At 69.9% G+C, this 21,707-nt stretch carries 21 protein-coding genes; 9 read left to right on the top strand and 12 right to left on the bottom strand.

Annotation, left to right across the window (positions count from 1 at the left end; genetic code table 11):
* Window positions 1-222: 222 nt before the first annotated feature.
* Window positions 223-1,368: an Mrp/NBP35 family ATP-binding protein gene (locus tag HMPREF0591_RS13640; protein WP_085981600.1), complete on the top strand. Its 1,146-nt coding sequence runs from the start codon at window positions 223-225 to the stop codon at window positions 1,366-1,368.
* Window positions 1,369-1,375: 7 nt separating this feature from the next.
* Here the strand turns inward: HMPREF0591_RS13640 and tatB are convergent, their stop codons facing one another.
* From tatB to sigE, 4 genes are all read right to left on the bottom strand, one after another.
* Window positions 1,376-1,801, bottom strand: a complete 426-nt coding sequence (gene tatB, locus HMPREF0591_RS13635) for a Sec-independent protein translocase protein TatB (protein ID WP_007169157.1) — start codon at window positions 1,799-1,801, stop codon at window positions 1,376-1,378.
* Complete coding sequence (htrA, locus tag HMPREF0591_RS13630) at window positions 1,802-3,328, bottom strand: serine protease HtrA (RefSeq protein ID WP_007169156.1); 1,527 nt, start codon at window positions 3,326-3,328, stop codon at window positions 1,802-1,804. It lies immediately after the preceding gene.
* Between the two features lie 187 nt (window positions 3,329-3,515).
* Window positions 3,516-3,911, bottom strand: a complete 396-nt coding sequence (gene rseA / locus HMPREF0591_RS13625) for an anti-sigma E factor RseA (protein WP_040622501.1) — start codon at window positions 3,909-3,911, stop codon at window positions 3,516-3,518.
* 125 nt (window positions 3,912-4,036) lie between these two features.
* Window positions 4,037-4,798, bottom strand: a complete 762-nt coding sequence (sigE, locus tag HMPREF0591_RS13620; protein WP_007169154.1) for an RNA polymerase sigma factor SigE — start codon at window positions 4,796-4,798, stop codon at window positions 4,037-4,039.
* 202 nt (window positions 4,799-5,000) lie between these two features.
* Here sigE and HMPREF0591_RS13615 point away from each other — a divergent pair, with 202 nt between their 5' ends.
* From HMPREF0591_RS13615 to HMPREF0591_RS13590, 6 genes are all read left to right on the top strand, one after another.
* Window positions 5,001-5,669 (top strand): O-methyltransferase, encoded by a 669-nt coding sequence (locus HMPREF0591_RS13615; protein WP_007169153.1) that lies wholly within the window; start codon window positions 5,001-5,003, stop codon window positions 5,667-5,669.
* Between the two features lie 205 nt (window positions 5,670-5,874).
* A complete protein-coding gene (locus tag HMPREF0591_RS13610; RefSeq protein WP_040622812.1) occupies window positions 5,875-6,513 on the top strand; it encodes a TetR/AcrR family transcriptional regulator in 639 nt (212 codons plus the stop codon).
* Window positions 6,503-7,417: an ABC transporter ATP-binding protein gene (locus HMPREF0591_RS13605; protein ID WP_007169151.1), complete on the top strand. Its 915-nt coding sequence runs from the start codon at window positions 6,503-6,505 to the stop codon at window positions 7,415-7,417. Before HMPREF0591_RS13610 ends, HMPREF0591_RS13605 begins: the two co-directional genes overlap by 11 nt.
* On the top strand, window positions 7,414-9,051 hold the full coding sequence (locus tag HMPREF0591_RS13600) for an ABC transporter permease (protein WP_007169150.1): 1,638 nt from the start codon (window positions 7,414-7,416) through the stop codon (window positions 9,049-9,051). The genes HMPREF0591_RS13605 and HMPREF0591_RS13600 overlap by 4 nt, the downstream gene beginning before the upstream one ends.
* Window positions 9,052-9,081: 30 nt before the next feature.
* On the top strand, window positions 9,082-9,732 hold the full coding sequence (locus HMPREF0591_RS13595) for a methyltransferase family protein (protein WP_007169149.1): 651 nt from the start codon (window positions 9,082-9,084) through the stop codon (window positions 9,730-9,732).
* Between the two features lie 30 nt (window positions 9,733-9,762).
* Complete coding sequence (locus HMPREF0591_RS13590; RefSeq protein WP_007169148.1) at window positions 9,763-11,445, top strand: CocE/NonD family hydrolase; 1,683 nt, start codon at window positions 9,763-9,765, stop codon at window positions 11,443-11,445.
* 97 nt (window positions 11,446-11,542) lie between these two features.
* Here the strand turns inward: HMPREF0591_RS13590 and glgC are convergent, their stop codons facing one another.
* Complete coding sequence (gene glgC / locus HMPREF0591_RS13585) at window positions 11,543-12,757, bottom strand: glucose-1-phosphate adenylyltransferase (protein ID WP_007169147.1); 1,215 nt, start codon at window positions 12,755-12,757, stop codon at window positions 11,543-11,545.
* Window positions 12,758-12,913: 156 nt separating this feature from the next.
* Here glgC and glgA point away from each other — a divergent pair, with 156 nt between their 5' ends.
* On the top strand, window positions 12,914-14,077 hold the full coding sequence (gene glgA / locus HMPREF0591_RS13580) for a glycogen synthase (protein ID WP_007169146.1): 1,164 nt from the start codon (window positions 12,914-12,916) through the stop codon (window positions 14,075-14,077).
* A gap of 29 nt (window positions 14,078-14,106) precedes the next feature.
* On the opposite strand, the gene HMPREF0591_RS13575 is transcribed toward glgA, so the two are convergent.
* The 7 genes from HMPREF0591_RS13575 to HMPREF0591_RS13545 all read right to left on the bottom strand — a co-directional run bounded on the left by HMPREF0591_RS13575 (window position 14,107) and on the right by HMPREF0591_RS13545 (window position 19,826).
* The gene (locus HMPREF0591_RS13575; RefSeq protein ID WP_003878471.1) at window positions 14,107-14,280 is read right to left on the bottom strand and encodes a DUF3117 domain-containing protein; all 174 of its coding nucleotides are present in this window, start codon (window positions 14,278-14,280) and stop codon (window positions 14,107-14,109) included.
* A 166-nt stretch (window positions 14,281-14,446) separates the two neighbouring features.
* Window positions 14,447-15,061 carry a DNA-3-methyladenine glycosylase I gene (locus HMPREF0591_RS13570; RefSeq protein ID WP_007169144.1) on the bottom strand — a complete coding sequence of 205 codons (615 nt, stop codon included), beginning with the start codon at window positions 15,059-15,061 and terminating at the stop codon, window positions 14,447-14,449.
* A gap of 2 nt (window positions 15,062-15,063) precedes the next feature.
* The gene (locus tag HMPREF0591_RS13565; RefSeq protein WP_007169143.1) at window positions 15,064-15,411 is read right to left on the bottom strand and encodes a DivIVA domain-containing protein; all 348 of its coding nucleotides are present in this window, start codon (window positions 15,409-15,411) and stop codon (window positions 15,064-15,066) included.
* Window positions 15,412-15,462: 51 nt separating this feature from the next.
* On the bottom strand, window positions 15,463-16,443 hold the full coding sequence (locus HMPREF0591_RS13560) for a glucosyl-3-phosphoglycerate synthase (protein WP_007169142.1): 981 nt from the start codon (window positions 16,441-16,443) through the stop codon (window positions 15,463-15,465).
* Entirely contained in the window at window positions 16,440-17,429 is a 990-nt protein-coding gene (gene folP, locus HMPREF0591_RS13555; RefSeq protein WP_007169141.1) for a dihydropteroate synthase, read from the bottom strand. The genes HMPREF0591_RS13560 and folP overlap by 4 nt, the downstream gene beginning before the upstream one ends.
* Window positions 17,430-19,214, bottom strand: coding sequence for a long-chain-acyl-CoA synthetase FadD6 (fadD6, locus tag HMPREF0591_RS13550; protein ID WP_040622496.1), 1,785 nt, complete (start codon window positions 19,212-19,214; stop codon window positions 17,430-17,432).
* Window positions 19,215-19,283: 69 nt separating this feature from the next.
* Entirely contained in the window at window positions 19,284-19,826 is a 543-nt protein-coding gene (locus tag HMPREF0591_RS13545; protein ID WP_007169139.1) for an LOG family protein, read from the bottom strand.
* A 60-nt stretch (window positions 19,827-19,886) separates the two neighbouring features.
* On the opposite strand from HMPREF0591_RS13545, the gene HMPREF0591_RS13540 reads away from it, so the two are divergent.
* Window positions 19,887-21,707: hypothetical protein (locus tag HMPREF0591_RS13540; RefSeq protein WP_007169138.1), on the top strand; the 1,821-nt coding region annotated here is incomplete at its 3' end.

Here is a 21,707-nt window from a genome sequence, read left to right as displayed (position 1 = left end):
GCCGGGGCCCGTCGCGGGCGGCTGACGCGGCGATCGCAAGCGTGGCGAAGCCGGGCGAAGCGGGTCGCCGCCAAACAAGCTCCGCGGCGATCGCAAGCGCGGCGAAGCCGGGCGAAGCGGGTCGCCGCCAAACAAGCTCCGCGGCGATCGCAAGCGCGGCGAAGCCGGGCGAAGCGGGTCGCCGCCAAACAGGCTGAGCCCGCGCGCCTACACTCGGCGGTGATGTCTGGTCACGACGCCGCCGACTTGAGCGCAGCAATCCGTACCGCACTGGGGAAGGTCATCGACCCCGAGCTGCGGCGCCCCATCACCGAACTCGGCATGGTCAAGAGCATTGACACCGAGCCCGACGGCGGGGTGCACGTAGGGATCTACCTGACCACCGCCGCTTGCCCGAAGAAGACCGAGATCAGCGAGCGGGTCACCCAGGCGGTGTCCGACGTGCCGGGCACGGGCGCCGTGAAGGTGACCCTGGACGTGATGAACGACGAGCAGCGGACCGAACTCCGCAGGCAGTTGCGCGGCGATGCCCGCGAGCCCGTAATCCCCTTCGCCCAGCCGAACTCGCTGACGCGGGTCTACGCGGTCGCCTCGGGCAAGGGCGGCGTCGGAAAGTCCACGGTCACCGTCAACCTGGCCGCGGCGATGGCGGCCCGCGGCCTTTCGGTCGGCGTCCTCGACGCCGACATCCACGGCCATTCCATCCCCAGGATGATGGGCACCACCGACCGGCCCACCCAGGTCGAGTCGATGATCCTGCCGCCCATTGCCCACGAGGTGAAGGTCATCTCGATCGCCCAATTCACCGAGGGCAATACGCCGGTGGTGTGGCGTGGGCCGATGCTGCACCGCGCGTTGCAGCAGTTCCTGGCCGACGTCTATTGGGGGGATCTGGACATCCTGCTGCTGGATCTGCCGCCGGGCACCGGCGACATCGCCATCTCGGTGGCTCAGCTGATCCCGAGCGCGGAGATCATGGTGGTGACGACCCCGCAGCTGGCCGCGGCCGAGGTCGCCGAGCGGGCCGGCAGCATCGCGATGCAAACCCGTCAGCGCATCGCCGGCGTGGTGGAGAACATGTCCGGCCTCACCCTGCCGGACGGTTCGACGATGCAGGTGTTCGGCGAAGGCGGCGGTCGGCAAGTGGCCGAGCGGTTGTCGCGCGCAGTCGGCGCCGAGGTGCCGTTGCTGGGCCAGATCCCGCTGGACCCCGCGCTGGTGGCCGCCGGCGATTCCGGCACCCCGATCGTGCTCAGCGCACCCGACTCGCCCGCCGGCAAGGAACTGCGCGCCGTGGCCGACAACCTGTCGTCGCGGCGGCGCGGATTGACAGGCGTGTCGCTCGGGCTCGACCCGACGCGACGCTAGGCCTGGCTCAGGTTGCGTCGGCGTCGAATGGCGCCGGTCCCGGCGCCTGTCCCCCGCCCACGGGCGGGATTTCGGGCGGCGCGGGTGTCGGCACCTCCGCCGGCGTGGCCACCGGCCCGTTGACCGAGGGGGCCGGCCGGTCGAAGTTCCCGGTGAAAAACGAATCGTCGCCGTCGAGCAGGTGCTTGGTCAGCGCCGCACGCGGCGTCATCCCCCGCAGCCGCTGCAGTTCGCTCAGCGGAACGCGCAGGTCGTCGAACTCCGGCCCCAGGTCTTCGCGCAGCTGCGTGGTCACCCCGCTGAGATAGTCACGCGCCTGCCGCAGCGCGTTCGACGTCCAACGGATCGCACCCGGAAGCCGCTCGGGGCCGAGGACGACCAACCCGACCACGACGAGCACCAGGATGTGTTCCCAGCTCAGGCTGCCGAACATCTAGCTGCCGTCGGGATCGGGCTTGACGGTCAGGGTGACGTGCCGACCGTCGCGGACCACCTCGACCGGCGCGTCCTGGCCGATGGTCAGCTGGCGCACGGCGACGACGAACTCGTCGGCGTCGGCGACGGTGCGGTTGCCGACCTTGACGATGACGTCGTTCTCGAGGATCCCGCCTTTTTGCGCGGGACTTCCGGCCTTGACGTTGGCGACCTGGGCGCCGGAGGCGATCGCGTTGCTCACCGACCGCGTGCTGATGCCCAGCGTCGGGTGCACGATCTTGCCGTCCTTGATCAAGACCTCGGCGACCTGCCTCGCCTCGTTGATCGGGATGGCGAAACCCAGTCCGCTCGCGCTGTCGGACAACGACTTGCCGGCGGTGTTGATGCCGATCACCTGGGAGTCCATGTTGATCAGCGGGCCGCCGGAGTTGCCGTGGTTGATCGAGGCATCGGTCTGCAAGGCGTCGATGACGGTGTCGGTGTCGGAGCCCTCCCCGGACAGCGGGACGGCGCGGTGCAGCGCGCTGATGATGCCGTGGGTGACGGTGCTGCGCAGGCCCAGCGGCGCACCCGAGGCCAGGACCTCGTCGCCGACGCGGACCTTGGTGGAGTCGCCGAGGCGGGCCACGGTGAGGTTGTCGACGTTGTCGACCTTGAGGACGGCCAGGTCGGTCTTGGGGTCGCGGCCCACCAGGTTGGCGGGCACTTCCTTGCCGTCGTTGAACACCACGGTGGTCTTGAACTGGCTGGGGTTGTTGGCCGCCTCGGAAATGACGTGGTTGTTGGTCAGGATGTAGCCGCGTCCGTCGATGATGACGCCGGAGCCCTGCAGCCCCTCCTGGTCGCTCTTGGACTCGATCATCACCACGGCGTTAGCCGTCGCGGCGGCCACCTTGGCGAACCGGCCGGCTGGGCCCTGGGGATTGTTGTCGGTCGACAGCGTCACCTTCGAGGTGGTGAACGCCTCGGCGACCTCGGCCGTCTTGCGGCCGACCACACCGCCGATCACGCCGATGAGCAGCGCGATCAGCACCAGGACCAGCAATGCCAGGTAGGACACCTTGCCGCCGAACAGCACGTCGCGCACGCCGAGCTTGCCGCCGTAGCCCTGCGGCCCGCGCGGTCCGGACGGGGCGACCGCCGGAGTGCCCAACGCCGCGGCCGCCGACGGGTCCCGCCAGGGGTCGTCGAGTTCGTCCGGTTCGGCGCCGTCCTTCTCGGCCTCCAGCGCCCCGGCGTCGACGGGGTGTCGCTGCAGCGATTCGGGGCTGCCGACCGGCCGGCTGAACGCCTCCTGGAGAACAGGGTCGGCAGGTTCGTCGTGGGGGGAGAACTCGGCCTGTTCCCGATACTTGCGCGGGCGGACACGTTCGGCGACGAACGACCCGCGCAACCCGTCGGGACGGCTGAACAGTTGCCGCGATGCCGGGTCGACCGGAGGACGGGAGATGGGCCGCGGCGCCAAGCGGTTGCCGCTGTTCTTGCCGCCGTCCTGCCGTTGGTCGAAGCCTTGATCGGAGGTCACGTTACCCCTTTGGATCCTCTTCTTGAGCGCTCGAGACGGGCCCCGCACCGGGCGATATACCCGACACCGGCGTGGCCGTGTCCACCCTAGTATCCACGGTTCTGCGCACCTCGCCCATGAGCGCACGGGCGGGGTGCGCAAAATTCGGCCTGGTCAACCATGCGGATTTGGGCGAGAAGGTGTCGAGCTAGCGGCGCTTGCGCTGCTCACGGGCATCGGGGTCAGCAAAACGCTCCGACGCGCGGGGGGTCGAGTCGTCGGGAGACTCGTACGGAATCTCGGCGAGCATGCCGAGCAGCGTGCTCGGGATGCGGATCGGGTGGGAGTCCCGCAGGGCGGCGCGCGCCCGGCTCTGGTCGTCGACCTCCGCCGCGCACTGCGGGCACAGCGACAGGTGATGAGCGGCCCGCAAATGCGCGTTCATCCGCAGCTCACCGTCGACAAAGGCGGCGATGGCTTCGACGGACAGGTGCTCGGTCGAACCGAACTGGCGGGGGGCGCCGACGGGCGCATCGCTCTGAGAGGCGAACTGTGCGGGAAGCCAGGAGAACGCGCGGCGGAAGACATGTCCTCGATCGGCCATCACCGGGTCCCTTCGTTGCGCCTACCCCTCGAATGTAGCGCGAGGCGGTGCACAATACCGCGGCTAATGACCGCGAACCGCTGGCTCGTCCGCCAGGCGGCGCGGCGTCTCGGACGATTGCCGGCCTACGCCGACTCGGCGTGCGTTGTCTCCCGGCCGGCGCCCCGTTCGGGATGCGCGGCCAGGTAATCACGCAGCGCCTGGCGGCCGCGGTGGATGCGGCTGCGCACGGTGCCCAGCTTCACGCCCAGCGTCGCGCCGATCTCCTCGTAGGACAGGCCCTCGATGTCACACAACACGACCGCCGCGCGGAACTCCGGCGGCAGCGAGTCCAGGGCCGCCTGCAGGTCCGGCCCGAGCCGGGCGTCGTGGTAGATCTGCTCGGGGTTGGGCTCGTCGGCGGGCACCCGCTCGTAATCGTCGGGCAGCGCCTCCATCCGGATGCGGGCGCGCCGGCGCACCATGTCGAGGAACAGGTTGGTGGTGATGCGGTGCAGCCAGCCCTCGAACGTTCCGGGCTGATAGTTCTGCACCGACCGGAAAACCCGGATGAACGTCTCCTGGGTGAGGTCCTCCGCGTCGTGCTGATTGCCGGAAAGGCGGTAAGCCAGCCGGTACACCCGGTCGGCGTGCTGACGCACCAGCTCGTCCCACGACGGCATCGTGGACTTGTCCCCGGTCGCGTCGAAAACCGCGGTGCCCTGCAAGCCGTCGGCCGGCTCCACCCACTCGTCCGCGGGACAGTCCTGAGCGTGCGACATGCTGGTCGGGCTCAAAAGCGTGGTGATGATTTCCTCCGAATCCCTGCCTAAAAGCGACAAGTCGTCACCGGCGGCAACACGCGGCCGCCAGTCCGTATTCCCGTGCCAACGCGCTCCGCGATCCATAGGGACACCGTCGCGTATCGGCGTATGTGCGATATATGAACAGTCTGAGCTCAGGCTGAGAAACCGTATCGTTACCAGCGCTGTGCAGGTGATATCCGCCGCAAGGGCAAGTTAAACGCGGCGGCGTTGCCGGGCGTGTCGGCACGGCGCGACTTAGGCGCGCCATGCCGGGGCCCGCAGCGAAGTGGAATACGCTGCGGGCATGGACGGCACCGACGCAGAAACCCCCGGCCAGCCGGCGCCCAGTCGTGCCGAATCCCTTTTCGCGCATGCGGAGGGCTCGATTTCGGAGGACGCGCTGTTGGCGGCCGCCCGCGAACGCGCCGTGGACATCGGCGCGGGTGCGGTGACGCCGGCTGTCGGCGCGCTGTTGAGCCTGCTGACCAAGCTCAGCGGCGGCAAGGCCGTCGCGGAGGTCGGCACCGGCGCCGGGGTCAGCGGCCTGTGGTTGTTGTCGGGCATGAGCGACGACGGCGTCTTGACAACGATCGACATCGAGCCCGAGTATCTGCGGCTCGCCAAGCAGGCCTTCTCCGAGGCGGGCATCGGGCCGTCGCGCACCCGGGTGATCAGCGGCCGGGCCCAGGAGGTCCTCACCCGGCTTGCCGACGAGTCCTACGACCTGGTGTTCGTCGATGCCGACCCGGTTGACCAGCCGGATTACGTGGTGGAGGGAGTGCGGCTGCTGCGATCCGGCGGCATCATCGTCGTCCACCGGGCCGCCCTGGGCGGGCGCGCCGGTGATCCCGCCGCCCGCGACGCGGAGGTGGCCGCGGTGCGGGAGGCGGCGCGACTCATCGCCGAGGACGAGCGGCTCACCCCCGCCCTGGTGCCGCTCGGCGACGGCATTTTGGCGGCGGTGCGCGACTGATTTTGATGGTGGCGACCCGCAGCGCCCGGCAACGCCGCGCTCGCGATCGCCCCTGAGCCGACAGTGGCGACCCGCAGCGCCCGGCAACGCCGCGCTCGCGATCGCCCCTGAGCCGACAGTGGCGACCCGCTAGGCGACCCCTTTACGGATTCTTGACGCGCTACCTCCTTGACTCCTGACTGAACATGCGTTTAGCGTGCTGAACATGCGTTCAGCCGACTTGACGGCCGCCGCCCGGATCCGGGACGCGGCCATCGAGCAGTTCGGCGAGCGGGGATTCGGCGTGGGCCTGCGGGCGATCGCCGAGGCGGCGGGGGTCAGCGCCGCGCTGGTGATTCACCATTTCGGCTCCAAAGAGGGCTTACGCAAGGCGTGCGACGACTACATCGCCGAAGAGATCCGCACCAGCAAGTCCGAGGCGCTGCAGTCGAAAGACCCCGCCACCTGGTTCGCGCAGATGGCCGAGATCGAGTCGTACGCACCCATGATGGCCTACCTGGTTCGCAGCATGCAGTCCGGCGGTGAGCTGGCAAACATGTTGTGGCGCAGGATGATCGACAACGCCGAAGAGTATTTGGACGAGGGAGTCCGGGTCGGCACCATAAAACCGAGTCGCGACCCCCGCGCTCGCGCCCGGTACCTGGGCATCACCGGCGGCGGCGGCTTCCTGCTCTATCTGCAGATGCACGAGACACCGACGGACATCCGCGCGGTGCTCCGCGACTACGCCCGCGAGATGGTGCTGCCCGCGCTGGAGATCTACACCGAAGGACTCATGGTCGACCGCACCATGTACGACGCATTCCTGGCCGCCGAGGATCAAGGAGAAACCCATGCCAGCTGACCACGTGGCGCCCATCGAAATCCATGTTCTGACAAAGAACTTCGGAGCGGTGCGCGCGCTCGACGGGCTGGACCTCACCGTGCGCCCGGGGGAAGTACACGGCTTCCTCGGCCCCAACGGCGCCGGGAAGTCGACGACCATCCGCGTCCTGCTGGGCCTGGTCAAGGCCGACGGCGGCAGCGCGCGTCTGCTGGGCGGCGACCCGTGGACCGACGCGGTCGCCCTGCACCGCCAGATCGCCTACGTGCCCGGCGATGTCACGCTGTGGCCGACGCTGACCGGGGGCGAGACCATCGACCTGCTGGCCCGTATGCGCGGCGGCATCGACCGCACGCGTCGGGCCGAGCTCATCGAGCGCTTCGACCTCGACCCCCACAAGAAGGCTCGGACCTACTCGAAGGGCAACCGGCAGAAGGTCTCGCTGATCTCCGCCTTCTCGTCCCGAGCCCGCCTGCTGCTGCTCGACGAACCCAGCAGCGGGCTGGACCCGTTGATGGAGAACGTCTTTCAGCAGTGTGTAGCCGAGGCTCGCGATCGCGGTGCGACGGTCCTGCTGTCCAGTCACATCCTCGCCGAGACCGAAGCGCTGTGCGAAAGGGTGACGATCATCCGGGCCGGCAAGACCGTCGAGAGTGGTTCACTGAATTCCATGCGGCACCTCAGCCGCACCTCGATCAGGGCCGAAATAATCGGCGACCCCGGCGATCTCACCCGAATCAAGGGAGTCGAGGACGTCAGCGTCGACGGCAACACCGTGCGCGCCCAGGTGGACGGCGAGAGCCTCGGGGAGCTGATCCGGGCACTGGGCGACGCCGGCGTACGCAGCCTGGTCAGCCAGCCGCCGACGCTCGAGGAGCTGTTCCTGCGCCACTACGACACGGCGGAGAAGGTGTCCACGTCATGAGCACCGCCACCCTGGATCGCCCGCACCGTCCCGCCGCGGCGCAGCTGGGTCCGAACTTTTCCGGGACGTTCGGGATGCTGCGGCTCTACCTGCGCCGCGACCGCATCTCGCTGCCACTGTGGGTGCTGCTCCTGTCGGTGCCGTTGGCGACGGTGTATGTCGGCAGCATCGAGAAGGTCTACCCCACCCAGGCCGCGCGCGCGGGATTCGCGGCGTCCATCATGGCGAGCCCCGCGCAGCGGGCGCTCTACGGGCAGGTCTACAACGACAGCCTTGGGGCCGTTGGCATCTGGAAGGCCGGGATGTTCCACCTGCTGATTGCGGTGGCCGTCATCCTGACCGTCATCCGGCACACCCGCGCCGACGAGGAGGCCGGCCGCACCGAACTCGTGGACTCGACCGCCGTGCGCCGCTACGCCAGCCTCAGCGCCGCGCTGCTGCTGTCGTTCGGAGCCAGCATCGCCACGGGAGCGATCGGCGCGGCGGGACTGCTCACCACCGACGTGCCTCCCGGTGGGTCGCTCGCCTTCGGCGCCGCGCTGGCGTGCTCGGGCCTCGTGTTCACCGCCGTCGCCGCCGTGACCGCCCAACTGTCGCCGAGCGCGCGCGTTGCCCGCGGAGCCGCGTTCGCGGTCCTGGCGGCCGCCTTCACGCTGCGCGCCGTCGGCGATGCCGGTTCCGGTGCGCTGTCCTGGCTTTCGCCGCTGGGCTGGTCGCTGCAAGTCCGGCCCTACGCGGGCGACCACTGGCCGGTGCTGGCACTGCATCTGGCGACGACCGTCGCGCTCACCGCGGTGGCGTATCGGCTGCTCGCCGGCCGCGACGTCGGCGCCGGGCTTTTCGCTGAGCGCGCCGGGCCCGGATCCGCGGCGCCCGCGCTGGGCAACGCGTTCGGGCTGGCGTGGCGGCTCGACCGCGGGGCGCTGCTGCTCTGGACGGTGGGCCTGTGCCTCTACGGCGTCCTTATGGGAAGCGTGGTGCACGGCATCGGCGACGAGCTCGGCGGCAGCACCGCCGCCCGCGACATCGTCGTCCGGATGGGCGGCAACAGCGCTCTGGAGGAAGCATTCATCGCCGTCGCGTTGACCGTGATGGGCATGGTGGCCGCCGCGTTCGCCGTCTCGCTGACGTTGCGATTGCACCAGGAGGAAGCGGGACAACGAGCCGAAACGACGCTCGCCGGTGCGGTGTCGCGATCCCGCTGGCTGGCCAGCCACCTGGTGGCGGCGTTGGCCGGACCCTCGGCCGCGATGCTGGTCAGCGGTGTGGCCGGCGGGCTCGTCTACGGGGCCGCCGCCGGCGACATCGGCGGCAAGCCGGCCTTCGTGCTGGCGAGCGCGGCCGTCCAACTGCCGGCAGTCTGGCTGTTGTCCGCGGTGACGGTCGCCTTGTTCGGTCTGGCGCCCCGATTCACGCCGATGGCCTGGGGCGTGCTGGTCGGATTCGTCGCCCTCTACCTGATCGGTTCGTTGGCCGGCTTCCCGCAGTGGTTGCTCGACCTGGAACCGTTCGCCCACGTTCCCCGGATCGGCGCGGATTTCACCGGCGCGCCTTTGCTGTGGTTGTTGGCCATCGACGCCGGACTGATTACCCTCGGTGTCATGGCTTTCCGACGCCGCGATCTGCGTAGCTAGAAGCGTCGTGAAACCGGTCTTCGCGTCACGGTGACCTCCCTGTGGGGCATCCTCTCCTTCGGCCTGATCCTCTTCCTACCGGCCGGCACGCTGCGCTATTGGCAGGCATGGGTTTTCATCGCCGTCTTCATGGCGGCAACGATCGTCCCCGTCATCTACTTGGCGCGGAACAACCCCGCCGCCCTGCAGCGACGCATGAACGCGGGACCCCGCGCCGAACCGCGTGCCGCGCAGAAATTCATCATCACCGGCTCGTTCCTGAGCCTGTTCGCGACGATGGTGGTCAGCGCGTTCGACCACCGGTTCGGCTGGTCGCCGGTGCCACCGTGGCTGTCCGTGCTGGGCGACGTGCTGGTGGCCGCGGGACTCGCGATCGCGATGCTGGTGATCGTCCAAAACAGTTATGCCGCCGCCACCGTCACCGTGGAATCCGGGCAGACGCTGGTGTCCGACGGTCTCTATCGATTCGTGCGTCACCCGATGTACGTCGGGAACGTGATCATGATGGTCGGCATGCCCCTGGCGCTCGGCTCCTACTGGGGGCTGCTCTTCGTGATTCCGGGTGGCGTCATGCTCGCCCTGCGCATCCTCGACGAGGAAAAGTTGCTCACCGCGGAGTTGACCGGGTACCGCGAATACCGGCAGCGCGTGCGCTACCGCTTGGTGCCCTACCTCTGGTGACGGCCTGGCCGGCCCGCCTAGGGTATTCGCGTGGCCAGAAATCCCGCGCCCGCCCGGGATCGGCCGTGGCGCCGGCCCGGCACCCTGCGATATGCGTTGAGCCGGATACGCGGCGTCGCCCGGCCTCCCGTCACGGTGACCGATCCACCGGCCGGACTGCGCGTCGAACGCGACGTCGCCGTGCCGACCCGCGACGGAACCATCCTGCGGGTCAACGTTTTCCGGGATGCCGAGTCCGGGGCCCGACCGGTCATTCTGAGCATCCATCCCTACGGCAAGGACAATTTGCCGCGGCGGCGCGGCAGCAGGTGGACGTTCTCCGTGCAGTACCGCATACTGCGCCAGCCGCGACCGGTGACCTTCTCGGCGCTGACCGGGTGGGAGGCGCCCGATCCCGCGTGGTGGACCGCGCGGGGCTTCGTCGTGGTGAATGCCGACTCCCGTGGCTGCGGACGCTCCGAGGGGACCGGAAAACTGTTGTCACGCCAGGAGGCCGAAGACAGCTACGACGTGGTGCAGTGGATCGCCGGGCAACCGTGGAGCGATGGACGGGTCGTCATGCTCGGGGTGTCGTACCTGGCGATCAGCCAGTACGCCGTCGCGGCGCTGCGGCCGCCCGCGCTGCGGGCCATCTGCCCGTGGGAGGGCTTCACCGACGCCTACCGCGACCTGACGTTTCCCGGCGGCGTGCGCGAATTGGGCTTCACCCGGATGTGGTCGCGCAATGTGCGCCGCGACACGCGACAGGCGTACGACCTGGAGCGGATGCAGGACGCTCACCCGCTGCGCGACGACTTCTGGCGGTCGGTGGTGCCCGACCTGCCCGCGATCGAGGTGCCCATGCTGGTCTGCGGCAGCTTCTCGGACAACAACCTGCACAGCCGTGGCTCGATCCGGGCGTTCACGCGCGCCGGCTCCACCCACGCCCGCCTCTACATCCACCGCGGCGGCAAATGGGCGACCTTCTACTCCGAACCCGCACTGGCCGAACAGCTCAAGTTTTTCCGCGGCGTGCTGGACGGGGGGCCCGGTTCCCGCAGCGTCCGCCTCGAGGTGCGCGAGGACCGTGACACCGTCGCCGCGGTCCGCGAGGAGGCGGACTGGCCGCTGGCCCGCACCCATTGGCGCCCTTTGTATCTGGGTGGAGCCGCGACGCTGGCACCGGACCGACCGGCCGACGCCGGCACCGTGGCGTTCCAAACACATTCCCGCGCAGCGGTATTCAGCTGGACGGTACCAATGGACCTCGAGTTGACCGGCCCGATGGCCGCCCGGTTGTGGGTCCGGCTCGACGGCTGCGACGACGCCAACCTGTTCGTCGGGGTGGAGAAGTGGCGCCGGGGGCGGTTTGTCGGATTCGAAGGGTCGTACGGCTACGGGCGCGACCGGGTGAGCACCGGGTGGCAGCGGGTCGCGCTGCGCACGCTGGACCCCGACCTGTCGCGGCCGTGGGAACCCGTCGCGGCGTGCACCGAGCCGCGGCCGGTATCCGCCGGGGAGATCGTCGAGGTCAACGTGGCGCTGGGCCCGTCGGCGACGCTGTTCCGCGCCGGTGAGCGGTTGCGGCTCGTGATCGCGGGGCGCTGGTTGTGCCCGAGGAACCCGCTCACCGGTCAGCTCCCGGCGGCGTACGCCCCCTCGCCGCGCGGCCGCGTCACCCTGCACTGGGGGCCGCGCCACGACGCGCACCTGCTGGTCCCCGAGATCCCGTAGCCCGGCGAGCGCCCCACCCGCGGTCGGCGAGCAGACGCAAAGTCGCATGTTCCAGCGGCCGCTCGTGCGATTTTGTGACTGCTCGCGGTGCGAGCGCCTAGATCCAGACGCCCTTGCCCACCGCGACCACCCCACCGGCGCTGATCGCGAAGCGCTCTTTGTCCTTTTCCAGGTCCACGCCGACCATCTCGCCCGGCCCGACGACGACGTTCTTGTCCAGAATGGCGTGGCGTACCACGGCGCCGCGGCCGACCCGGGCGCCCGGCATGATCACACTGCCCTCCACGATCGCGCCGTCGTCGACCACGACGTTGGACGACAGCACGGAGTTGCGCACCGAGGCGGCCGAAATGATGCTGCCCGCCCCGACGACCGACTCCTGGGCCGAACCGCCGTTGACGAACTTGGCCGGCGCCAGGTTCTCGGACTCACCGCGAATCGGCCAGCGCTTGTTGTACAGGTTGAACACCGGATGCACGGACACCAGGTCCATGTGCGCGTCGTAGAACGCGTCGAGCGTTCCCACGTCGCGCCAGTAGCCCCGGTCGCGGTCGGTGGCGCCCGGCACCTCGTTGTCCTTGAAGTCGTAGACGGCGGCCATCCCGTCGGCCACCAGCCGGGGGATGATGTCGCCGCCCATGTCGTGGTCGGAGTGGTCGTCGTCGGCGTCGGCGCGAATCGCGTCGATGAGCACCTTGGTCGTGAAGATGTAGTTGCCCATCGACACGAACGTCGAGGCCGGGTCGTCCGGCGTCCCCGGTGGATTCAGGGGCTTCTCGACGAAGTCGCGGATGCGGCCGGACTCGTCGGCGTCGATGCAGCCGAAGGCGGTCGCCTCGCCGCGCGGAACCCGGATGCCGGCCACCGTCGCGCCCGCCCCGCTGTCGATGTGGAAGCGGACCATCTGCTCGGGGTCCATCCGGTACACGTGGTCGGCGCCGAAAACCACTATGTAGTCGGGGTCTTCGTCGTAGATGAGGTTGAGCGACTGGTAGATGGCGTCGGCGGAACCGGTGTACCAGCGCGGACCGAGGCGCTGCTGGGCGGGCACCGGGGTGATGTACTCACCGGCCAGGCCGGACAGCCGCCAGTTCTGCGAAATGTGACGGTCGAGTGAATGCGACTTGTACTGAGTGAGAACACAGATCCGCAAATACCGGGCGTTGACGAGATTGGAAAGCACGAAGTCGATGAGCCGGTAGGCGCCGCCGAAGGGAACCGCGGGCTTGGCCCGATCCGCGGTCAGCGGATACAGCCGCTTGCCCTCACCGCCGGCCAGGACGATGCCCAGCACGTGTGGCGCTTCCCTCATGGTTCAAACCTATCGGCCGTGGCGAAACGCTGCCAGAGGGACCGTGCTATTCGCGGCGTTCTGTGCGGCCGTGTCAAGGAATTTGGTTGCCCGAGCCGGCCGCCGATTGCCCGGCCCGACTCGCGGGCCTGGTCGACGCCGAACTACCGTGCGGGTATGCGGGTGGCGATGATGACTCGGGAGTACCCACCGGAGGTCTACGGGGGTGCCGGTGTACACGTCACCGAGCTGGTCGCGCAACTGCGCCGATTGTGCGCGGTCGACGTGCATTGCATGGGTGCGCCGCGGCCGAACGCGTTCGTGCACCAGCCCGATCCGCGCTTGCAGGGCGCCAACCCGGCGTTGTCGACGTTGTCGTCGGACCTGTTGATGGCCAACGCCGCGTCGGCGGCCACCGTCGTGCATTCGCACACCTGGTACACCGGTATGGCCGGCCATCTGGCCGCACTGCTCTACGGCGTCCCCCATGTCCTGACCGCGCATTCGCTCGAGCCGTTGCGGCCGTGGAAGGCCGAACAACTCGGCGGCGGCTACCGCGTGTCGACGTGGGTCGAGCACACCGCCGTGCAGGCCGCCGACGCCGTCATCGCGGTCAGCTCCGCGATGCGCGACGACATCCTGCGGGTCTACCCCGCACTGGATCCCAGCGGGGTACACGTCGTCCGCAACGGGGTGGACACCGACGTCTGGCGTCCGTCCGGGCCGACGCAGACCGGGTCGTTGCTGGCCGAACTCGGCGTCGACCCGCGCCGGCCCACCGTGGCGTTCGTCGGGCGGATCACCCGGCAAAAAGGGGTCGCCCACCTGGTGGCGGCGGCGCATCACTTCGACCCCGAGGTGCAGGTGGTGTTGTGCGCCGGTGCCCCCGACACCCCGGAGATAGCCGACGAGATCCGGTCCGCGGTGGCGCGGCTGGCCCAGAGCCGAAACGGCGTGTTCTGGATCAGAGAAATGCTGCCCATCGGCGAGCTTCGCGAAATACTTTCGGCCGCCACGGTTTTCGTGTGTCCGTCGGTGTACGAGCCGCTGGGCATCGTGAACCTGGAGGCGATGGCCTGTGCGACGGCGGTGGTGGCGTCCGATGTCGGCGGGATACCCGAGGTTGTCGTCGACGGGGTGACCGGTTCGCTGGTGCACTACGACGCCGACGACCCGGCCGGCTATCAGGCCCGCCTGGCTCGAGCCGTCAACGAACTCGTCGCCGACCCCGACAAGGCGAAGCGCTACGGCGAGGCGGGACGCCAACGCTGCGTCGAGGAATTCTCCTGGGCCCGCGTCGCCGAGCAGACCCTGGACATCTACCGGAAGGTGTGTGCCTAGCGCGGGCGGCAGCCGTCCGCCGGCGCGGCTCAGCTGGAGCTCGTGACGCCCTTGAGTTCGTCACCGAGGGCCGCGGCTTCGTCGGGCGTCAGCTCGACGACCAGTCGACCGCCTCCCTCAAGTGGTACCCGCATCACGATGCCGCGCCCCTCCTTGGTTGCTTCCAGAGGACCGTCGCCGGTCCGGGGCTTCATCGCCGCCATCGAGTGCTCCCTCCAGGTTCGAGCTGGCCCACCTTTGCGGACCTGGTCGGCGCCGAGCATGCCCCGCCAGCGATTTTCCAGCCATACCCGACATCGAACTGCCAAATCACCCCTCTATTGTTCCCTATCGAGGTCACGAGTTGTACAAAGACCCGCTTCTCCGGGCTTAGCGGGGCGCCGAAACCCGATCGCGGCCCGCATCGTCGTCGGGGGCAGGCACCCAGCAATCCCGGACATGGTCATCGACCATCCCGGTCGCCTGCATCAGCGCATACGCGGTGGTCGGCCCGACGAAGCGAAACCCGCGCCCCTTGAGCTCCCGCGCCATGGCCTTTGATTCCGCGGTGGCCGAGGGTATTTCGGATGCGTCAGCGGGCCGTGGGCGCGGTTCGGGGGCAAACGACCACAGCAGCTTCGACAGGTCCGCCGGAGTTCCCAGCTCAGCGGCGGCGCGCGCGTTGGCGATGGTCGCGTCGATCTTGGCCCGGTTGCGCACGATTCCCGTGTCCGCCATCAGCCGCTGCACGTCGGCCTCGGTGTAGCCGGCGACCTTCTCGAAGTCGAAGCCGGCGAACGCGCGCCGGAAGTTCTCCCGTTTACGCAGGATGATCAGCCACGACAGCCCGCTCTGAAACGCCTCCAGGCTCATCCGCTCGAACAGCGCCGCCCCGTCGCGCACCGGGCGGCCCCACTCCCGGTCGTGGTAGTCCCGGTACATCTCGAAATCAGGTCCGGGGCGAATCGCCGCCCAACCACACCGAACCAGCCCGTCATCGCTCACATCTAGTCCTGACGATCCTCGCCGTCCCCGGGTTCCACGGCTTCGACGTCGTCTTCGGCCGCCGCGGGGGCAGGCACCGCAGCCAGCTGACCGCGCAGCGCCTCGAGCTCGCGGGCGAGCCGGTCCAGGACCCAGTCCACCTCGCTGGTCTTGTATCCGCGCAGCACCTGGGTGAACTTGACGGCGTCGACGTCCGCGCCGGTCACACCGTAGGCGGGCAACACCGTCGCGGTCGTGCCCCGCGGCAGGGGCGGCAGCTGTTCACCCCGACCGAACAGCAGACTCGCCGCGCCGAACAGCACGATCGCCACCAGCACCAAAACCACCAGGTAAAGCAACACCAACGCCACGTCGTCGATACTGCCCTATGGCGCCGACACCGCGACGCGGCAGCGTGGCGTTCAGCGCGGCCGCAAGACCTTCATCGGCGGACGGTCGGCCAGTGACACCGGCGAGGTGTGCTGCGTATAGCCCTCGATGCCGGAGTCCTCGGCGCCGTCGGCGAAGAACTGCGTCAGGCCGACCCCCGAGTCGGGAACCCCGCAGCGTGACAGCAGGGTCGCGATGACCTGGCGGCTCATCGCGCCCAGCTCGGCCAGCGGACGGTTGCGGTGCGCGCGGACACCCAGATTGACCTGGGCGATCGCGTCGGCGCCCAGCCGGTCGAAGGTGTCCAGCAGCAGGCCGATCTCCACGCCGTAGCCCGGGGCGAAGGGCACGGACGTCAGCAGTTCGCGGGTGGCCGCGTACTCCCCGCCGAGCGGCTGCAGGATGCCGCCCAGCTCCGGGCGCAGCGCCGCGAGCAGCGGCCGGGCCACCAGCTCGGTGACCCGCCCGCCGCCGGTGGCCCCGGCGGCGCCGCCGGAGTCGCCGACCTGCAGCGGCCGCCGGTAGAAGCTCTTGACCAGGTGGATGCCGTCGCCCGTGAGCAGCGGACCCACCAGCCACGGCACGAACATCGGGTGGGGGTTGATCAGGTCGGAGTCGACGAACACGACGATGTCGCCGCTGGTGGCCGCGAGCGAGCGCCACAGCGCCTCCCCCTTGCCCGGCCGGATCGGCACCTCGGGCAGCGCCTGCTCACGGCTGACGACCCGGGCGCCCGCGGCGACGGCGCGGATCTCGGTGTCGTCCGTCGAGCCGGAGTCCAGCACGATCAGCTCGTCGACCAGGCCCCCGGAGTCCCGGACCAGCGGTGAGATGCTGCTTACCACCGATTCGATGGTTTCTTCCTCGTTGAGGGCCGGCAGCACGACCGAGATGGTCCGTCCCGCCTTCGCGGCCTCGAGTTCGGCCACGGTCCAGCTCGGACGGTTCCAGCTGCGATTGGCCAGCCAGGCGTCACCGGCGACGTCGCCGGCGAACAGGTCGGATGCCGTCATGCCAGCCCCCTCACCGTGCGCGCGGGCGGGCGGATGCCCTGGATGGACGCCACCATCTCCAGCACCCGCCGCGTCTCGGCGACCTGGTGCACCCGAAACATGCGCGCCCCGGCGGCGGCGGCCAGCGCGGTCGCCGCCAACGTCCCCTCCAGCCGCTCGGTCAGTTCCACACCCAGAGTCTCCCCGACGAAGTCCTTGTTACTCAAAGCCATCAGCACGGGCCATCCGGTATTAACAAGATCGCTCAGGTGACGCAACAGCAGCAGCCCGTGAAAGGTGTTCTTGCCGAAGTCGTGGGCCGGGTCGATCAGCACCCGGTCGCGTGCCACGCCGCGGGCGACCGCGCGCTCGGCGCCGGCGGTGACCTGGCGGATGACGTCGTCGACAACGCCGCGCGTGGTGATTCCATAGCTCACCCGGAACGGGCGTGTGCGGGGCAACGCGCCGCCGGTGTGCGAGCACACCAGGCCCGCGCCGAACTCCGCGGCGACCTCGGCCAGGGCGGGGTCGACGCCGCCCCAGGTGTCGTTGATCAGGTCGGCGCCCGCCGCGCAGGCCACCCTGGCCACCTCGGAACGCCAGGTGTCGACGCTGATCAGCTGGTCGGGATACGCCTCGCGCAGCCATTCGATGAAGGGGATCAGCCGGGCGATCTCGGTGTGCGCGTCGACCTCCTGGCCCGGGCCGGCCTTGACCCCGCCGACGTCGATGACGTCGGCGCCCTCGGCGATCGCCCGGTGCGCGGCGGCCCTGGCCGCCTCGTCGCCGAAGGTCGCACCCTTGTCGTAGAACGAGTCGGGGGTGCGGTTGACGATCGCCATGATCAGCGGGCGATCGCCGGCGACCGGGCGGCCGCAGAAGCTCGAATGCACACGTCTATGGTGCCTGGTCACCGCGGCGGACGCGGCCCGGGGATCGAGTGGGCGGCCGGCCGCACACTCGACGCCGAACGTGCCGCTAGGCGCACACTCGGCGGAGGCGGCCATCTAGCCTTGCGGCCGCTTACCGTCGGCCACTTCCTCGGGGTATTCGTCGTAGTACGGCACGTAGCCCTCGTCGCGACCGGCCAGCACGTACAGCGGATCGCGCACGTCGGAGCCGTAGGCCTGCTCGCGCAGCTCGACCTTGCGGCTCTTGAACGTCGTGGTGTGCTCCAGCGACTCGACCACCCGCACGAACAGCGGCAACGCATAGGCGGGCAGCTGGTCGTATACCGCGCGGGCCAGCGACTTGCCGTCGAACTCCGCGCCGTCGCGCAACTTGACCGCGGCCATGCCGGCGCGCCCGCCGGTGCGGGGAATCTCGACGCCGAACACCGTGCATTCCTCGACGGACTCGTCGGACGCCAACGCCGCCTCCACCTGCGTGGTGGCGACGTTCTCGCCCTTCCACCGGAACGTGTCGCCGAGCCGGTCGACGAACGCGGCGTGCCCCATGCCCTGCGGGCTCATCACGTCACCGGAGTTGAACCAGACGTCGCCCTCGCGGAACGCGTTGCGGACCAACTTCTTCTCGCTCGACTCCTTGTCGGTGTAGCCGTCGAACGGCTGCAGCCGGTTGACGGGGCTGAGCAGCAGGCCGGCCTCCCCGGGCGGCACCCGGCGCACCCGCCCGTTCTCGTCGCGCAGCGGGGCGCCCGTGTCGGGGTCGTACTCCACGTAGGCCAACGGCATCGGGAAGACGCCGGTCGTGCGGGGCACGTTGAACACGTTGATGAACGCGGTGTTGCCCTCGCTGGAGGCATAGAACTCGCAGACGCGGGGGATCTCGAAACGATTCGTGAACTCGTCCCAGATCTCCGGTCGCAGCCCGTTGCCGGCGATCACGCGCACCCGGTGCGCGCGGTCGGTGACCTTGCGCGGCTGATTGAGCAGGTACCGGCAGATCTCGCCGATGTAGATGAACGCGGTGGCCTCGGCGGCGATCACCTCGTCCCAGAACTTCGACGCCGAGAACGACCTGCCCAACGCCAGCGTCGCGCCCGAGTTGATCACCGACGACAAGGCGACCGTCAGGGCGTTGTTGTGGTACAGCGGCAGGCAGCTGTACAGCGTGTCGGAGGCCTTCAGGCGCAGCCCAATGCCGCCGAACGCCGCCAGCGCCTTCAGCCACCGCAGGTGGGTCATCACGCTGGCCTTCGGGAATCCCGTTGTGCCCGAGGTGAAGATGTAGAACGCGGTGTCCCTGGCCTGCACGGCCGTCACCGAGGCCGGGTTGGTGGCCGGGGCGCTGACGGCGAATCGCTCCAGGTCTTCGACGGTCATGGTCTCGGTGTCGCCCGCGCCGCCGCACTCGGCCACTGCGCTGACCAGGTCGGTCTCCGCGATCAACACCTTGGCCTTGAGCAGGCCCAGGCTATGCGCCAACACCTCGCCGCGCTGGTGGTAGTTCAGCATCCCGGCGACCGCGCCGCACTTGACCGCGGCCAGCATCGCCAGCACCGCGTTGGGCGAGTTGCGCAGCATGATCGCGACGACGTCGCCGTGGCCGACGCCGTGCGCGGCCAGCACCGCGGCGTACCTGTTGGCGGCGGCGTTGGCGTCGCGGTAGGTCAGCTCCTGATCGCCGAAGCGCAGGAAGACCCGGTCGCCGAAGCGGGCCGCCCGGTCCTGGAACACCGTGCCGATCGATTTCTTCGAGCCGGGTTGGGCCAGCAGGCCGGTCATCGCCCCGCGCACGATCACCGGCACGTCGGCCAGCAGGCCCGGCGCCCGAGATGCGATATCGCTCAGCTTGACCGCCGTGCGCGCTCCCCCGTCGTGATCGGCCACGTCATCCCTCAATTCTGCGTAAACAACTCGGCCGACAGCCTAGTAGGGATGCGCAGCGGGCCGGCGCCCTCAATCGGGTGCGCACGCCTCCACCGCGGCGCTCACCTTGTCGACCAGCAACAACCGGTCCATCGCCGGTTGCGAGACGTAGCCGCTGTCGAGCAGTCCGCACAGCCAGGTCCACAGGCCTTCGTAGTGGCCCAGCGGATCCAGCATGACGATGGGTTTGCGGTGTAGGCCGAGGTAGCCCGTGGTCCACGAGTCCAGCAACTCGTCCAGGGTGCCGACGCCGCCGGGGAGCACGATGAACGCGTCGGCGCGCTGTTCCATGACGTGCTTTCGCTCGTGCATGGTCTCGGTGACGATCAACTCGTCGGCGTCGATGTCGGCGATCTCGACGCGCATCAGGACCTGGGGGATGACGCCGACGGTCCGGCCGCCGCGGGCGCGCGCCGCGGTCGCCACCGCGCCCATCGCCGAGACCCGGCCGCCGCCCCACACCAGGGTCCAGCCGCGCTCGGCGATCGCCTCGCCGAGTTCGGCGGCGAGCGCAAGCAATTCGGGATGTTCCGGGCCCGACGCGCAGTACACACACACCGCCCAGTCGCGCATACAACGAAAGGTAGACCAAGCGTGCTTACGCCCGCACACCGCGCGCAATAAAATCCGGCGATGCCGATTCGATGGAACGTCCCCCAGCACGCGTCGGCCCGGGGCCGGCTCGACGAGGCGCTGACGGCCGGGCGGGGCGCCGTCGTTCTCGGCCCGGACGGCTGCGGCAAGTCCACGCTGGCCCGGCTGGCCGCCGGGGACTTCGGCCGCCGGCACCCCGGCACGCGGATCCGCTGGGTCACCGGCACCCCCACCGAACGCGCGGTCCCGTTCGGTGCCTTCAGCCACCTGGTGCAGATCGCCGACATCGGCAAGCCGGCCGCGCTGTTGCGGGCGGCACGGGCGTCGCTGGACGGGAGCGACCAAGGGGACCTGCTGCTCGTGGTCGACGACGCCCACGATCTGGACGTCTTGTCGGCCACGCTGGTGTACCAGCTGGCGCTGGCGGGCGCGGCCAGGATGATCGTCACCGGCCGCGCCGAGTCCTCCCCCGAGGCCATCGCGGCGCTGTGGGCCGACGGCCTGCTCCGCCGGGTCGACATCGAAGCGCCCGGCGGGGGTGACACGCCGGCCGAGGTCGACGCGTTCCTCGCCGAGCTGCCCGCCGGCGCCCGGTCGGTGCTGGATTATCTCGCCGTCGCGGAGCCGCTGTCGCTGGCCGATCTCAGCGCGCTCACCGGCGCGGACGCGATTGGCGACGCGGCGGATCGCGGGGCGGTGGAAACCCGGACGCGCGGCGGAGCCTCGAACGATCCGGTGGTGTACACGGCGCACCCGTTGTTCGCCGAGCGAGCGCGCGCCGCGCTGGGTGGCGACGGTGCCCGGCAGCGGCGCACCGAATTGGTGCGGCTGCTGTCGCAGCATCCGCCGGGCCACCTCAGCGACCGGCTGCGGTTGGCGGCGCTGGCCCTGGACAGCGAGTCCCCCCAGCCGACGGCCGAGGTGGTCGCCGCTTCGCAGCAGGCGCTGCGGCTCGGCGACCTCGCCCTGGGCGAACGGCTGGCCCGCTCGGCGCTGGAGCGGTCCGGCGGGCTGGCGGCGCGGCTGGCGCTGGCGCACGCCTTGGCATGGCAGGGCCGCGGACGCGAGGCCGACGTGGTGCTGGGCGGCCTGGACCCCGCCGCGTTGACCGAAGCCGCCCTGATGGACTGGGCGCTGCTGCGGGCGGCCAACCAGTTCTGGATGCTCAGCGAGCCCGAGCGGGCGACCGCGTTCCTGCGCACCACCCGCCAGCGCGTGTCCGACGCGGGTGCGCGCACCACGCTCGACGCGCTGAGCGCCACGTTCGCGATGAACGCGGGCAACGTGGGACACGCGGTGAAGGTCGCCGGCGAGGTGCTGGCCGCGCCCGGCGCCGACGACCAGGCGGTGGCGTGGGCGGCTAGCGCGGCGGCGCTGTGCGCGGCGCGGCAGGGCCGCTTCGACGACGTCGAGCCGCTGGCCCAGCGTGCCCTTTCTGCCGAGCATCCCGGGTTGCTGCGCTTCACGATCGGTTTGGGGCAGACCACCGCGTTGTTGATGGCGGGCCGGCTGGACGCGGCCCGCGAACTCGCGCAGCAGTTCACCGATTTCGCCGAGTTGCAGCAGCCGGGGCGCGCGATCGGCGAGGTGCTGCTGGCCCACGTGCTGCTGGCGGACGGTGAATTCGCCCGAGCGGCAGCGTTGCTCGGCCCGGCGGCCGCGACGCTGGAACGCACCGGCTATTCGTGGGGGCCGCTGTCGCTGACGCTGCTGGCCACCGCGCTGGCCCAGCAGGGAGACATCGCCGCCGCGGGAAAGGCGTTGGGCAGGGCCGAGTCCCGGCACGGGACGAAATCGGCGCTGTTCGCCCCGGAGCTGGGCGTCGCCCGGGCGTGGCGGCTGGCATCGATGCGCGACTCG

The sequence above is a fragment of the Mycobacterium parascrofulaceum ATCC BAA-614 genome (genome assembly GCF_000164135.1).
In the GTDB taxonomy this organism is placed as follows: domain Bacteria; phylum Actinomycetota; class Actinomycetes; order Mycobacteriales; family Mycobacteriaceae; genus Mycobacterium; species Mycobacterium parascrofulaceum.
Note: the sequence above shows the minus strand (reverse complement) of the source record. Positions and strands in the feature narration are given on the sequence as shown.

What these genes read in the sequence shown, in the direction of transcription:
- glgC (WP_007169147.1), bottom strand. Translation starts at nt 12,757, where the DNA reads ATGAGGGAAGCGCCACACGTGCTGGGCATCGTCCTGGCCGGCGGTGAG.
- HMPREF0591_RS13545 (WP_007169139.1), bottom strand. Translation starts at nt 19,826, where the DNA reads ATGCGCGACTGGGCGGTGTGTGTGTACTGCGCGTCGGGCCCGGAACAT.
- folP (WP_007169141.1), bottom strand. Translation starts at nt 17,429, where the DNA reads ATGGCCGCCTCCGCCGAGTGTGCGCCTAGCGGCACGTTCGGCGTCGAG.
- HMPREF0591_RS13600 (WP_007169150.1), top strand. Translation starts at nt 7,414, where the DNA reads ATGAGCACCGCCACCCTGGATCGCCCGCACCGTCCCGCCGCGGCGCAG.
- glgA (WP_007169146.1), top strand. Translation starts at nt 12,914, where the DNA reads ATGCGGGTGGCGATGATGACTCGGGAGTACCCACCGGAGGTCTACGGG.
- HMPREF0591_RS13575 (WP_003878471.1), bottom strand. Translation starts at nt 14,280, where the DNA reads ATGGCGGCGATGAAGCCCCGGACCGGCGACGGTCCTCTGGAAGCAACC.
- sigE (WP_007169154.1), bottom strand. Translation starts at nt 4,798, where the DNA reads ATGGATCGCGGAGCGCGTTGGCACGGGAATACGGACTGGCGGCCGCGT.
- HMPREF0591_RS13560 (WP_007169142.1), bottom strand. Translation starts at nt 16,443, where the DNA reads ATGACGGCATCCGACCTGTTCGCCGGCGACGTCGCCGGTGACGCCTGG.
- rseA (WP_040622501.1), bottom strand. Translation starts at nt 3,911, where the DNA reads ATGGCCGATCGAGGACATGTCTTCCGCCGCGCGTTCTCCTGGCTTCCC.
- HMPREF0591_RS13615 (WP_007169153.1), top strand. Translation starts at nt 5,001, where the DNA reads ATGGACGGCACCGACGCAGAAACCCCCGGCCAGCCGGCGCCCAGTCGT.
- HMPREF0591_RS13640 (WP_085981600.1), top strand. Translation starts at nt 223, where the DNA reads ATGTCTGGTCACGACGCCGCCGACTTGAGCGCAGCAATCCGTACCGCA.
- HMPREF0591_RS13605 (WP_007169151.1), top strand. Translation starts at nt 6,503, where the DNA reads ATGCCAGCTGACCACGTGGCGCCCATCGAAATCCATGTTCTGACAAAG.
- HMPREF0591_RS13610 (WP_040622812.1), top strand. Translation starts at nt 5,875, where the DNA reads ATGCGTTCAGCCGACTTGACGGCCGCCGCCCGGATCCGGGACGCGGCC.
- tatB (WP_007169157.1), bottom strand. Translation starts at nt 1,801, where the DNA reads ATGTTCGGCAGCCTGAGCTGGGAACACATCCTGGTGCTCGTCGTGGTC.